The organism is Vibrio sp. V38_P2S17PM301 (genome assembly GCF_009904845.1).
In the GTDB taxonomy this organism is placed as follows: Bacteria; Pseudomonadota; Gammaproteobacteria; order Enterobacterales; family Vibrionaceae; genus Vibrio; species Vibrio proteolyticus.
The window spans coordinates 95,657-108,933 of the sequence record NZ_WXWO01000108.1 but is presented as its reverse complement, the minus strand read 5'-3'; the positions used below and the strand labels follow the sequence as shown (position 1 = coordinate 108,933).

The 13,277-nt window shown below is 50.7% G+C and carries 15 protein-coding genes; 5 read left to right on the top strand and 10 right to left on the bottom strand.

Going from position 1 to position 13,277, the window contains the following annotated elements:
* Positions 1-9: 9 nt before the first annotated feature.
* Together CAG64_RS23040 and CAG64_RS23035 are read right to left on the bottom strand one after the other, a co-directional pair.
* Positions 10-555, bottom strand: coding sequence for a hypothetical protein (locus tag CAG64_RS23040; protein ID WP_161457694.1), 546 nt, complete (start codon positions 553-555; stop codon positions 10-12).
* A complete protein-coding gene (locus tag CAG64_RS23035; RefSeq protein WP_337247479.1) occupies positions 552-1,220 on the bottom strand; it encodes an SURF1 family protein in 669 nt (222 codons plus the stop codon). The genes CAG64_RS23040 and CAG64_RS23035 overlap by 4 nt, the downstream gene beginning before the upstream one ends.
* A 67-nt stretch (positions 1,221-1,287) precedes the next feature.
* Between CAG64_RS23035 and CAG64_RS23030 the strand changes: the two genes are divergently transcribed.
* Positions 1,288-1,509: a DUF2909 family protein gene (locus CAG64_RS23030; protein ID WP_021706188.1), complete on the top strand. Its 222-nt coding sequence runs from the start codon at positions 1,288-1,290 to the stop codon at positions 1,507-1,509.
* On the opposite strand, the gene CAG64_RS23025 is transcribed toward CAG64_RS23030, so the two are convergent.
* The 4 genes from CAG64_RS23025 to coxB are packed head-to-tail and all read right to left on the bottom strand — an operon-like array spanning position 1,506 to position 5,807.
* Positions 1,506-2,390 carry a cytochrome c oxidase subunit 3 gene (locus CAG64_RS23025; protein WP_161457696.1) on the bottom strand — a complete coding sequence of 295 codons (885 nt, stop codon included), beginning with the start codon at positions 2,388-2,390 and terminating at the stop codon, positions 1,506-1,508. The genes CAG64_RS23030 and CAG64_RS23025 overlap by 4 nt on opposite strands.
* Positions 2,387-2,986 (bottom strand): cytochrome c oxidase assembly protein, encoded by a 600-nt coding sequence (locus tag CAG64_RS23020; RefSeq protein WP_021706190.1) that lies wholly within the window; start codon positions 2,984-2,986, stop codon positions 2,387-2,389. The genes CAG64_RS23025 and CAG64_RS23020 overlap by 4 nt, the downstream gene beginning before the upstream one ends.
* 14 nt (positions 2,987-3,000) lie before the next feature.
* Positions 3,001-4,644 (bottom strand): cytochrome c oxidase subunit I, encoded by a 1,644-nt coding sequence (gene ctaD / locus CAG64_RS23015; protein WP_021706191.1) that lies wholly within the window; start codon positions 4,642-4,644, stop codon positions 3,001-3,003.
* Positions 4,641-5,807 carry a cytochrome c oxidase subunit II gene (coxB, locus tag CAG64_RS23010; RefSeq protein ID WP_161457697.1) on the bottom strand — a complete coding sequence of 389 codons (1,167 nt, stop codon included), beginning with the start codon at positions 5,805-5,807 and terminating at the stop codon, positions 4,641-4,643. Before coxB ends, ctaD begins: the two co-directional genes overlap by 4 nt.
* A 295-nt stretch (positions 5,808-6,102) precedes the next feature.
* On the opposite strand from coxB, the gene CAG64_RS23005 reads away from it, so the two are divergent.
* Positions 6,103-7,806 (top strand): phospho-sugar mutase, encoded by a 1,704-nt coding sequence (locus CAG64_RS23005; RefSeq protein ID WP_161457827.1) that lies wholly within the window; start codon positions 6,103-6,105, stop codon positions 7,804-7,806.
* A gap of 53 nt (positions 7,807-7,859) precedes the next feature.
* On the opposite strand, the gene CAG64_RS23000 is transcribed toward CAG64_RS23005, so the two are convergent.
* Positions 7,860-8,279, bottom strand: coding sequence for a GNAT family N-acetyltransferase (locus CAG64_RS23000; protein WP_161457828.1), 420 nt, complete (start codon positions 8,277-8,279; stop codon positions 7,860-7,862).
* Between the two features lie 74 nt (positions 8,280-8,353).
* Complete coding sequence (locus tag CAG64_RS22995) at positions 8,354-8,986, bottom strand: LysE family translocator (protein WP_161457829.1); 633 nt, start codon at positions 8,984-8,986, stop codon at positions 8,354-8,356.
* Positions 8,987-9,198: 212 nt separating this feature from the next.
* Between CAG64_RS22995 and CAG64_RS22990 the strand changes: the two genes are divergently transcribed.
* The 3 genes from CAG64_RS22990 (at position 9,199) to CAG64_RS22980 (ending at position 11,175) form a co-directional block, all read left to right on the top strand.
* On the top strand, positions 9,199-10,044 hold the full coding sequence (locus CAG64_RS22990; RefSeq protein WP_161453341.1) for an AraC family transcriptional regulator: 846 nt from the start codon (positions 9,199-9,201) through the stop codon (positions 10,042-10,044).
* A gap of 85 nt (positions 10,045-10,129) precedes the next feature.
* On the top strand, positions 10,130-10,849 hold the full coding sequence (locus CAG64_RS22985) for an AzlC family ABC transporter permease (RefSeq protein ID WP_161453342.1): 720 nt from the start codon (positions 10,130-10,132) through the stop codon (positions 10,847-10,849).
* A gap of 2 nt (positions 10,850-10,851) precedes the next feature.
* Positions 10,852-11,175, top strand: coding sequence for an AzlD domain-containing protein (locus CAG64_RS22980; protein WP_161457830.1), 324 nt, complete (start codon positions 10,852-10,854; stop codon positions 11,173-11,175).
* A 206-nt stretch (positions 11,176-11,381) separates the two neighbouring features.
* On the opposite strand, the gene CAG64_RS22975 is transcribed toward CAG64_RS22980, so the two are convergent.
* Positions 11,382-11,996: a fumarylacetoacetate hydrolase family protein gene (locus CAG64_RS22975; protein ID WP_161457831.1), complete on the bottom strand. Its 615-nt coding sequence runs from the start codon at positions 11,994-11,996 to the stop codon at positions 11,382-11,384.
* A gap of 235 nt (positions 11,997-12,231) precedes the next feature.
* Complete coding sequence (locus CAG64_RS22970) at positions 12,232-13,248, bottom strand: porin (protein ID WP_021706200.1); 1,017 nt, start codon at positions 13,246-13,248, stop codon at positions 12,232-12,234.
* Positions 13,249-13,277: the final 29 nt, after the last annotated feature.

Sequence of the window (13,277 nt, the reverse complement as noted above, 5' to 3'; positions counted from 1 at the left end):
ATCAAAGGCTTACCCTACTCGGGACAACTTAAGCAATTTTCTTAAATCCGCCAGCAAATCCTTGCTCTGGGCAGCCAGTTCTGAGGCGTTCCCAACTTTAGGGTACCGCATGACCAATGTTCCTAACGGGTCTACGATGACCACCTCAAACTCACTGATCTGTTCCACAAAAGCCTGACTGACCTCAATGGGATTAAAATCGTAGTCACCGAGAACGCGATTATCACTGTGCGGCGTCATTAGCACCACGGGCGTCACCCGTTGCTGGTATTTGCCCAGAGCCACATGACTCTGCCTCAGCAGGTACAGTTGACGGTGACAAAAGTCATCACATTGTTCAGGAACCACGTACGCCAATTGCCAGCTCTGGTTGAGCAGCGGATTCACCAATCCGAGTGACTGATAGCTCACCGACGGTTCAATCAACTGTCCTTTGTTCGTCACACCGGATTGATACCAATGATTGATCAGGACGGTTTTTGCCAATAAAGCGGGTAAAGCAAACATAAAGACCAGCGACAGCAGAATCAGGCGTCCTTTCCATTTACGATTCATTCTTCACTCCTTGTCTTGTTGTTTTTCAGCGTTTTCATCAATATACAACCACTGAGAACCAAGAGCGCAAGCGCCATCGAGAACCATTGCAGCGCGTAACCGTAATGTTTGGTTGAACTCAGTGGCACAGGCCGCCACGGCTGCGCGTAAGGCCAGTTTTGCACCGTGGGTTGCAATACATACGGCTCTAGGGTTATCTCAAACCATGTTGAAAGTGCATCGATGTCGAGATTCTGAATCCGAATCGGGTTGGTCTCTTCCAGTCCCAAGTCCGCACTGAGTGGGTTCATCGCTCGCTGATACAAACGCCCCTGCAATGTTTTCGGCTCCGTCAGCCAGTCTACTTCCGGCAGGACTTGCCTCGTTCCGGTCGAAGGAACAAAACCTCGCTCAAGCAAGAGGGCTTGCTTGCCAGAGGTCATCACCTGATATGCCAGATAGCCGACTTTGCCCTCAAAAGTCTGGTTATCCAGCAACACATACGCGCCAGATACGGGGCTAAATTGCCCGCTGACTTTCAGACCGGTTACATCATCACCAACTGAAACCGACGAAACAGGTCGTTCAGGCTGTGTTTGTCTGGCTGCCAGAGTGTGCTCTAGTTCTGATTTTTGCTCTCCCCGTGAGAGTTGCCAGAGCCCCAGTTTGACCAGAATCGAAAACACAACCACAGTTAGTACGGCGGCGAACCAAAAGCGGCCAGACTTCCATACATTGCTACTAGGAGCTGAAATGATATTGGCATTCAAAGTCTTACTGGTCCTACTCTTACTGTTCATCATTTTCAACCTGGCTCGCGCGCTGGTACAGATGGTTCGCTCTCCGGATGACGACAATGCCCGCCCTATGAGTCACTATTTGGGTCGCCGGGTTCTGCTGTCCGCTGTGGTAGTCGTATTACTCATCATTGCTCTGCTTGGAGGCTGGCTGGAACCCAATCCTCGTCCTTACTAAAGCACATACACAAAGACAAACAGGCATAGCCACACTACATCCACAAAGTGCCAGTACCAGCTCCCCGCCTGAAATGCGAAATGGTTTTTGGGGGTAAAGTGGTCATTGGCAATTCTGGCCAGCAATACGATCAGAAAAATCGTCCCCAAACACACATGCAAGCCATGAAAGCCAGTGAGCATAAAAAAGGTATTGCCATAAATGCCAGACTGCAGGGTAAGCCCCATTTCCTGATACGCATGCGCATACTCCACACTCTGGTAGTACAGGAAGAAACCGGCCAGAACGATGGTGATCTCCAGCCACACAATCAGCGCCATGCGTTTGTTTTTTTCCAGGCTGATGTGTGCCATCTGCAACGTAATTGACGACATTAGTAAGATGACCGTATTGAACAGCGGAATACCTTGCCAGGGCATGGCTTCGGTAGTCTCTCCGCCCGGTGTCTGCGTTAACGGCCAGAGCGCCTCAAATGTTGGCCACAACACTTCATTGGTCATGACGTTGTTGCCCGCGCCACCTAACCAAGGAACCGAAATGATGCGAGCATAAAAAAGAGCACCGAAAAATGCGCCAAAAAACATCACTTCAGAGAAAATAAACCAACTCATCCCCTGACGAAACGAGCGCGTGATCTGCTCTGAATACAATCCGGACATGGACTCCATGATCACACTGCGGAACCATCCGGCGAGAATGTAGAGTAAGGCGATAAAACCGATCAGTAATACCACTTTACCAAACACACCCGCATGCCCTTCTGCGCCTAAACTCTGTACCGTTAGTCCGGCCCCGAGCGCCACCAGAAACAGTGCCAGGGCGCCAACAATGGGCCAGCTGCTTTGCGCCGGAACGTAGTAACTCTGATGTTTTGAGCTCATTGTGTCGCTCCTTGATTCTCAGTACGGCGCGCGGCATCGGTCGATACCTGCACCACATCCGTTGATTTCGCTGTGATGTCATAAAGGGTGTAAGAGAGCGTCAAAGTATGGATCGATTCCGGAATGTCCGGCTCGATGTAAAAGATCAGTGGCATCTCTGCATACCCGTTGCCATCAAGCGGCTGCTGATTGAAACAAAAACACTCGATTTTATTAAAGTAAGTTGCCCCTAACCCCGGAGAAACAGAGGGTACCGCCTGACCGACAATTTTGTGTCCGGACAAGTTTTTGGCCAGATACGCGGTCTGAATCACCTGACCGGGATGGACGTTCAGTGATGTCTTCTCGGGTTTAAAACTCCAGGGCATGTCATGACTGATGTGCGCCATAAATTCCACCCGGATGGTCCGCGACTCATCGGGCACCATTCCCTGTGGCTGAATGGCTGAGACGGTATTGGTTTTGCCATTGATACCCAACTGCTCACACATCACGTCATACAGCGGCACAAGAGCAAAACCAAACCCAAACATGGCCACAACCGCAACCAGCAGTTTCAGGGTCAGCTTTTTGTTCTTGCCGTGAGAATCGTCCATGGTGCCCCCTTGCTTCAGTCCACCTTAGGCGGAGTAGAGAACGTATGGTGCGGCGCCGGGCTAGGAACCGTCCACTCCAATCCCTCTGCACGTTCCCAAGGCTTGGCTTCCGCCTGTTCTCCCTCTCTGATGCACTTAATCACCACCCAGAGAAAAATCAGCTGCGACAGGCCAAAAGCAAAACCGCCAATCGAGACAATCTGGTTCACGTCTGCAAATTGGATGGCATAATCCGGGATCCGCCGGGGCATGCCAGCCAACCCCAGAAAGTGCATCGGGAAAAACAACACGTTGACGGAAATCACCGAACACCAAAAATGCCAACGACTGAGGGTTTGGTCATACATGTGCCCTGTCCACTTCGGTAGCCAGTAATACGCAGCCGCCATGATGGAGAAGACGGCGCCGGACACCAGTACATAATGGAAATGAGCAACCACGAAATAGGTGTCGTGATACTGAAAATCGGCCGGTACGATCGCCAACATCAGGCCGGAAAAACCACCGATGGTGAACAGGACAATGAACGCGATGGCAAACAGCATCGGCGTTTCAAACGTCATCGCACCCCGCCACATGGTCGCCACCCAGTTAAACACTTTGACCCCGGTCGGAACCGCGATCAACATGGTGCAATACATGAAGAACAACTCAGCGAAAACTGGCATGCCCGTGGTGAACATGTGATGCGCCCAAACCAGAAATGACAACAACGCGATACTGCACGTGGCATAGACCATCGAATGATAACCAAACAACTTCTTACCACTAAACGCAGGTACAATGGCGGAAATAATGCCAAATGACGGTAGGATCATGATGTACACTTCCGGATGCCCAAAGAACCAGAAAATGTGCTGGAACATCACCGGATCTCCGCCACCAGCGGCGTCAAAAAAGCTGGTACCAAAGTATTTATCGGTCAACACCATGGTCACGGCTCCCGCCAGCACCGGCATCACGGCAATCAACAAAAACGCTGTGATCAACCAGGTCCAGACAAACATGGGCATTTTGAACCAAGTCATCCCAGGGGCACGCATATTGATGATGGTGACGATGACATTGATCGCCCCCATGATCGAACTGATCCCCATGATGTGGACAGAAAACACAAACAAGGCGGTGCTATCGGGCCCGTAGGTGGTCGAGAGCGGAGCGTAAAACGTCCAGCCAAAATTCGGCCCGCCACCCGGCATAAACAAGGACGATAACAAAATCAGAAAAGCGAAAGGCAGAATCCAGAAACTCAGGTTGTTCATCCTTGGTAACGCCATGTCCGGCGCACCAATCATCAGCGGAATCATCCAGTTTGCCAGACCGGTAAAAGCAGGCATCACCGCACCAAACACCATGATCAAACCATGCACGGTCGTCATTTGGTTAAAAAATTCGGGTTCAACCAACTGCAATCCCGGCTGGAACAGCTCCGCCCGGATCACCATCGCCATCGCACCACCGATCAAGAACATGGCAAAACTGAACCACAGATAAAGCGTTCCGATGTCTTTGTGGTTGGTGGAGTAGATCCAGCGGGCAATCCCACTCGGCGCAGCATGATGATCTGGTTCATCAATCGCGATGGTTGAATTGGACCGACTCAGTTCAGCATCCGCAACTGGCGCCGATTTTGCGTTTGTGTCAGTGGACGTATTCATTGCCCCTCCTTAGACTCCTGGCCCTGCATTTTGAATGCATTGACGTCAGAGGCTTGAACCACATCGCCGGTATCGTTGCCCCATGCATTACGCTGATATGTCACCACTGCCGCGATTTCCTTGTCGGTCAGCTGATTGGCAAATGCCTGCATTGCTGTACCCGGTCGACCATGGACAATGGTATCCAGATGCACATCCAGATCGCCGGTAGCCACTTTACTGCCTTTAATCGCCGGAAATGCCCCCGGGACCCCCATTCCGTTGGCCTGATGACACACAGCGCAGCGGGCGGTGTAGACGCTTTCACCCTGTTGCATCAATTCCTCTTTTGACAGCGATGCGGTCAATGCTGATGCTGCTTCCTGCTTGGCTTGAGCCAGCTCGGCTTTCTTATCACTCAGCCACTGCTCATAATCAGCCTCTTCCATGGCTTGCACTACAATCGGCATAAAGCCATGCGCTCTACCACACAACTCGGCACATTGACCCCGGTAAACCCCGGGTTCATCGATACGTGTCCAGGCCTCATTGATAAAGCCAGGTACCGTATCTTTTTTAACGGCGAATGCCGGCACCCACCAACTGTGGATCACGTCGTCAGAAGTCAGCAGAAAACGAATTTTGCGATGAATCGGCACCACCAGCGGGTTGTCGACTTCAAGCAGGTAGTGCGCCCCTTTCTCTTCCACCCCTTCTATCGACTTTTGACTGGTCGACAGCAAGCTAAAAAATTCCACCTCTTCGTTGAAGTAGCTGTAATGCCACTTCCATTGAGAACCGGTGATTTTTATCGTCAAATCAGACTGGGACGTATCCTCCATGGCAACGAGTGTTTTGGTCGCCGGAATCGCCATCAACACCAGAATAATGATGGGAATAACCGTCCAGACAATTTCAACCCGGGTGCTTTCATGGAAATGAGCGGCCACCGCGCCTTTCGATTTGCGGTGTTTAAAAATGGAATAGAACATCGCGCCAAACACCACGATGGCGATGGCACAGCAGATATAAAAGATGAGCATGTGCAGCTCATATACTTTGCCACTTATCTCCGTCACACCACGCGTCATGTTCAGTGAGTGTTCGGCAGACATAGCAGGAAAGGCGAAACCAACAAACAGAAAACTGGTCAGCGTCCTTGGATCGATCAGTGATCTTTTCATCAAAAGATTTCTCCTCTGTCCCCCCAGTACCTGAGAGGTACTGTTTAGGAAAACTTCCGTAGAAACAGCGAATTCGGCACAATTTGTTATATTTATGTTAATTAACGTTAGTTAATGATTATCGAATGCGCAAGAAAGTCCAAACTAAAGTGTGCAACGCCTTTAAAAGGTAATTTTTGACAATTCGCTCAATGAGATAACAAGAGTTATGATCAGTTTAGCGATTGCGCCCCCACAAATGATAATGAATATCACTTAATATTCATTTAACACATAAACAAAGGTTGGATTAACAATGGAAAAGATCACTCAGTGGCTTGAAAGAGACCCAGATCCAAGAACTCAACAAGAACTCAAAGCCCTCATTGAGGCGAATAACACTGCTGAGCTTGATGATCGTTTCAAGTCCCGTCTTGAATTTGGTACCGCAGGCTTACGTGGCAAAGTGGGTTGCGGACCAAACCGTATGAACCGCCTGGTGATTCAGGAAACTGCAACCGGTTTGGGCCACTACCTCACCGAACAGATCCCACAGGCCGCCCATCGTGGCGTAGTGATTGGTTATGACGGGCGTCCGGATTCGCAGCAATTTGCTCACGATACCGCCGCCGCACTGGCGGCTCAGGGTATTAAAGTCTACCTGACACATAAAGTCGCCCCAACGCCCGTGGTGGCATTTGGCGTGATGCATTTTGGTGCCGCTGCGGCCGTCGTAGTCACTGCCAGTCACAACCCTCCAGAATACAATGGCTTCAAAGTCTATTGGGAAAATGGAGCACAGATCATTCCCCCACACGACTCCGGTATTGCGGCCAAAATCGATCAGGCCGCCACTCAACCTCTGGCACTGATGCCTTTAGATCAAGCCGAAGCACAAGGTTTACTGGTGTGGCTAACAGACGATTACTACCAGACTTATCGCCAGGTCATGAACAACAACGAGTTGCTGGCTAACCATACGAAGCCAGACGCCATTGGTCTGGCTTACACCGCCATGCACGGTGTCGGCGCAGACATGGCCGAGACGTTGCTCAAAGATGCCGGATTTCATCAGGTTTACAGCGTTGTGGAGCAACGTGAGCCAGATGGCGCATTCCCAACGGTGAATTTCCCTAATCCGGAAGAAGCAGGCGCCATGGACATGGTTATGGCACTGGCCGCAAAACATGGGGCGCAACTGGCGTGTGCCAACGACCCGGACGCAGACCGCTTCGCTGTAGCAGTACGCAAGCCGGATGGTGATTATCAAATGCTGACCGGCGATCAGGTCGGGACCTTGTTTGGCCATTACTTGTTGGCCAAAAGCCCGACTCCGGACAAACAACTGGTGGGGAATACCATCGTCTCTTCAAGCTTGCTCAGCAAAGTCGCTCAAGCGGCGGGCGCCGAGTACTACCAGACGCTAACCGGATTTAAATGGCTGACCAACGTTGCCATGCAGAAGCAGAGTGATCAACACCAGTTCCTGTTCGCTTACGAAGAAGCGCTGGGTTACACCGTCGGGAATAAAGTCTGGGATAAAGATGGCTTATCTGCGCTGGTGGCCTTTGCTCAGCTAGCGGCAGAGCTGTACAGCCAGGGTAAAACCATCTGGGATCAACTTGAGGCCATTTACCGTCAGCACGGCATGTACATTAATGCGCAACGCTCCATCGCACTCGATCCTGGCGCACCTCCGGTCGGAGATAAGTTACGCGCCAATCCGCCATCAGAGATTGCAGGGATGAATGTCGAAGTCATCGAGGACTTCAAAACGTCTACCCGAACAACCATCGATGGTAAAACGCTGCCTATTGATTTGCCGGTTAGTGACGTATTGATCTACCACCTGGCAGGCGGTGCCCGAGTGGTGGTACGCCCTTCCGGTACTGAGCCTAAATTAAAATGCTACTACGAAGTGGTCGGCCAATTCACCGACAGCGACAGCTATGAGCGGGCCTATCAACGCGCCGAAGCGCAAATGAATGAACTGATTGATTTCCATCAGACATCGCTCTGAGCCAATCACCATTGGAATCAAAAAGCAGCCTTTCAGGCTGCTTTTTGCTTTTGTTAGCCAATGGATTTCTGTAAAAAGATTTTATCCACGCCGCGAGTCGGGTAACCGGTATATCGCCCGACTTCTTCGAACCCCAGCTTGATGTAAAATTCTCTGGCCTGAAAGGTAAACGTATCCAGATACAAGTGAGTCACGCCCAGCGCTTTTGCCTCTGCTTCTGCACGCAACATGAGCTGGCGCCCGACCCCTTCACTGCGCAGACTGTCATCCACCCAGAGGAACTCAACAAACAGCGTATTGGCGTAGATTTCTCCCGTCAGGCCACCCTTTACCTCCCCGAGATCATTGCGCGCGAAACACGCCACGGGAGTCACGTCCTGTTTGGAAAAGTGCGGACGGTTGTAACGAATGATGCCCTGGCGTACGGTCTGATAATCCGCTTCATCCGGATGTTGTACAAAATCAATGTCCATGTTTCATTACTGTCCTTCGATAAACAAAGGGCTTTTCTACCAGAAAAGCCCTTAAGTCGTCTTGCTCTGCTGCTTCAGAGTGTGAAGCCACTCAGCATCCAGAGCGCCAGCAAGATAAAGATCGCGCCCATAAACTTATGCTGATAAGTTCGAAAACGCTGATTGGACAACAACGAGCGTCCTAGTGAGCCAACCAGCGCTACCAGGACAAGATTGAACGTCAGACCGAGGACATTCAGCAGCAATCCCAATACCAGCATTTGTTCTCCCGACGAAGCGTCAATATTGGTGGACACAAACTGAGGCAGGAACATGACGAAAAACACCAAGGCTTTGGGGTTGAGCAGATTACTGATCAGTGCACGCTGATAGAAGGTTCGGGCCATCGTGACTCCGGCGTCCAGTTCAGGCGCTGCACTTGCTTCTGCGCGCAAGCAATCCCATCCCATTTTAAGCAGATATGCTCCGCCCAGTACGTGCAAGGCTTTGAGCGCAAGAGGGCTCATAGCAATCAACGTCGACACCCCAATCGCGGCCAGCAGAGTCAGGATAATTCCAGAGGTCGCGTTACCCAAGCTGGCAAACAGACCCACACGGCGGCCATAGCTCATACTGGAGCTGGCAATCAACAACATGTCGGGGCCGGGAAGCAGCAGTAAGGCGACGACGGCCGTCAGATATACTGGCAAAATGGAAAGATCGATCATAGGAATAATATTATGGAATCAGGAAAGCGCCGGATTTTATATCAGCCAAGAAAAACAATCCATTACAAACCACTCAATAAGAGCGTAAAAATAGAGCGTTTGAGATTATTTTTTAACCTAAGCTGTCATGACGAAAAAAGCAATTTTGTACAAAACAGGCGAAACGACTTACGCTAGGCTGAGACAGGATGGATTTAAACAACGGGCATAAGATGGCAAAGAACGCAGAGCACTTTACTGAAACCGCAAACTTTCAGTTAGCCAAAGAGCTTGGCGGCCTGGAATTACTGGATGCTAAATACAAGCATCAGAACTTTTCTCGTCACAGCCATGAAGGCTTTACGATCGGGGTGATAGAAAAAGGCGCCCAGCGCTTTTACCGAACGGGGGGCAATCACGTGGCCCCACAAGACAGCATCATCCTCGTCAACGCCGATGAAGTCCATAATGGTCACTCCGCCACCGACCATGGTTGGGAGTACAAAGCCATGTATCCATTGCCTGAACAATTCTCCGCGTTAACCGAAAATGCCGGTTCGTCTGGGCTTGGAATCCCTTACTTCCCTGAACCTGTGGTGTATGACCCCGAGATGGCACAGCAACTGCGTCTGGTGTTTGACACGCTGACACACTCTGACAACCGCTTGCTGCGAGAAACGCTGGTATACGGCTCATTGGTCAAGCTGATTTGCCGGCACGGTAAACGTAGGGTTGATGAGCCGCCCGTCAGTCGCAGTCAAAAACAACTCCTGCTGGTGAAAGAGTTTCTGGACGACTTTCCTCAGGCAGATGTGTCACTGGAAGATCTGGCAAAACTGGCCGGACTCAGCCCTTACTATCTGGTGCGGACTTTCCAGAAAGCATTTGGTTTTCCTCCGCACGCCTACCAAATCCAGTCTCGATTACGCTGCGCCCGGTCGCTGCTAAGACGTGGCCATTCGATTTCCGATGCCGCTCAGGAAGCAGGCTTTCACGATCAAAGCCATTTGCATCGCCACTTTAAAAGAGCCATGGGAATAACCCCGAAACAATATCTGACCTCCATCCGCTTACGATGATGCACCTGGCATAGCAATTTTGTGCAATCCTCACTGGATGTTTTGTGGCTAGATAACCTCATGATTTTTCGATAACGATAACGCTATGGATACCACCGTTTTGCAAACTTCTTCATCTGACTGCCCGCGTAAACTTTTCTGGCGGGGTACTGTTGCCATGATTCCACTGAGTGTGGCTGTGATTCCCTGGGGACTTCTGGCGGGTTCGTTTGCCATTGATGCCGGACTCAACGCGCTTGAAAGCCAGGCGCTATCCGCGATTCTGTTTGCGGGCTCGGCACAACTGGTCGCGACCGGTATGCTGAAAGCAGGTGCGGGCTTGGCAACCTTGTTGCTGACCACATTTTTCATCACGTCGCGTCACTTTCTTTACAGTGTATCCATGCGCCAAAAGGTCAGCCCAATGCCACTCAAATGGCGGTTGGCACTGGGTTTCCTCCTGACTGATGAACTGTTCGCTGTTTGCGGACAACAGTCTGAGAAACAATTTAACCGCTGGTATGCGCTCGGTGCCGGGTTGAGTTTTTATCTCGCCTGGAACGCAGCCACACTGGCTGGCATCATCGCGGGCAGCTACATCCCCGCACTGAATCAACTTGGCCTAGAGTTTGCCGTTGCGGCGACCTTCATTGCGTTGGTCATACCACATGTTGTCAACCTACCGGTCGTGACGGCGGTAATGGTCTCTCTGGTATTGTCTGTGATGCTGAATCACTGGCAAGTGGAAGGAGCCCTGATGATCGCCAGTATCGGCGGAATGCTGGCCGGTTATTTATGTGAAACCTGGCGAAAGAAAGGAGTTTAACAATGGTGATCGTATCCATTCTTGCCATGACGGCACTGGTTTTTCTCAGTCGCTACCTGTTTCTGGAGCCCAAACTGCCACTCAGACTAAATCCTCAGGCACAACGTCTGCTGAGCTACTCCAGCCCAGCGGTTTTGACCGCGATTTGGGCACCGATTGTGTTTATGCCCGAACAGGGCCAGTTGTGGGTGGCCGCCGACAATCCGTACATTTGGGGGGCGGCACTGGCGGCCCTACTGGCCTGGAAAACGCGTAACGTATTACTCACCACGCTCATCAGCATGGCCGTCTTTCTGCTGCTGAATCTGTGGGTATTTGCCCATTAAGCGTGTCGTTTAGAGCTAACCGAAAAAGAACGTCAGCAACACGATAACGGCGGCGAGCACTACGGTGACTTTCACCAACAATCCTAAGTTTCCGCTGCCACCATTCGGTGCCTGATTACAACAACCCATAAAAAAACCTCCGCTGATAGATGTCACTCATCACGGAGGTTACGCTTTGCCCTTGGGTGAAGGTAAAGGAATTTGTTTCAGTCAGCGAGCCATTCAATTTCGATCAGCGTTTGCTCACCGCATTTTAAACGCCCGAGGAAAACATCCCCCTGATGTACTTCTCCGACTCCCTGTGGCGTCCCGGTCATCACGATGTCGCCATCATTCAGCGTCGTGTAACTTTTCAGTTCATCAAGAATCGTCAGTGGTGGGTACATCATTTGCGTCACTTTTCCGCATTGTACGCGAACACAGTTGATGAACAGTTCAAGTTGTAACGCATTGATATCAATGCCACTGAGCGGCAGGAAACGACTAAAGACCGCAGAACCATCAAAGCTTTTCGCCCGTTCCCACGGCAACCCTTTGGCTTTGAGTTTTGACTGCAATTCACGTTTGGTCAGGTCGAGGCCAAGACCCACTCCGCTATACTGACCGTTTTCAACGACAAAACAGATCTCCGCTTCGTAGTGCAGGCGCTCATCACGAAAGGAATGCAGACGCTGACTGATACAGGAATTGGCTTTGTTGAACACCACCATTTCATCTGGCACCGCATTGTTCAACTCCTGAATGTGTTCGAGATAGTTACGGCCGATGCACAATATCTTGGACGGCGTAATGACTTTATCCTGTAAGCGAACGGATTGCATAAACTCTTCCCTGATGTGAATAAGAGAGCAGATTTTAGCCTAGTTGAAAAAATTCAGAAGTAAATCAATGAACTTCGTTGCAAAAGTAAGATCGCAGCCCCATTCTGCGACTTCATTCTCTTTGGTTATCCGCGTGCCATCGGATTGATGGCGGCCCGATGACCCAAAAATAAAACGCCTGTCCAAAACGAACAGGCGCAAACACAAGTTGGTGTGTTTAGGCAGTAGATTCTAGTTATAGGTAGTAACGAGCACCGATGATCCACTCATCGTTTTCATCGCTGTTGTAATCGTTACCCAAGTCGAACTGATACCCTGCAAAACCAACCAGCTTCGGTGTGAAGTTGTACTCTGCTTGCAGAGCCGTCTGGCTGAATACGGTATCGCTGTCGTCATTGTCTTCGACTGCTTCGTAGTTGATGCTTAGGTTCAGGCCGTTGCCCAGACCGTACGCGACCAACGCTTCATACGCATCGCTGTCTTTGACTTTGCCACCGGCAAATCCATCGTTCATGTAGTCGTTCATGGCGTAAACCAAAGCCACGTACAGACCTGAACCATAGCTGCCGTACTTCGCTGAGAAAATGCTGGATTCTGCGTTTTCCTGACTACCTACACCCACGTCACCGCCGCTGTAGGCATAACCGATAGAGAACGCACTGAAAGAGAATGTCAGACCTGCCTGGATACGTGCATCGTACATGTCGTGCTCGCCTTGCCAGCCCAGACCCATAGCCAGTTCACCCACATCGCCAATCGCAAAAGCGTTGCGGTAGCTGACCATACGTTCGGCACGGGCAGTACCCAGATCGTATTGATCGTCATACAAGAAGTTGTTCGCGAACGCGATTGGTAAATCCGCAATACCACCGACATCGTAGTATGGCGACCACTGAGTACCCACCACCAGACGACCGTAGTCATCGTGTGTTGCACCAATGTAGCCCAAACGAGTTGCAAAAGAGTTGTCACCACCTTCCAGGTAGTTCAGAGACCATTCACCTTTTGCGTCGACAACGACACCGTTGCCCAGATCTTGCGATCCCGCCACATTGATACGTGGAGAAACCTGATTAACCTGAACTTCATCAGAACCGTCGTAGTTAACGCCGCCATCGTATTCACCGACACCCACGGAAACGTGACCGCCGATGGACAGAGTTGTACCTTCGTTGTTGTAAACTTGCGCTGCGAAGGCTTGAGTACCACATGCTGTCGCTGCCACTGCTGCAGCTAATAATTTCATCTTCATCTTATAATGTCCGTATTACTGGTTTAATA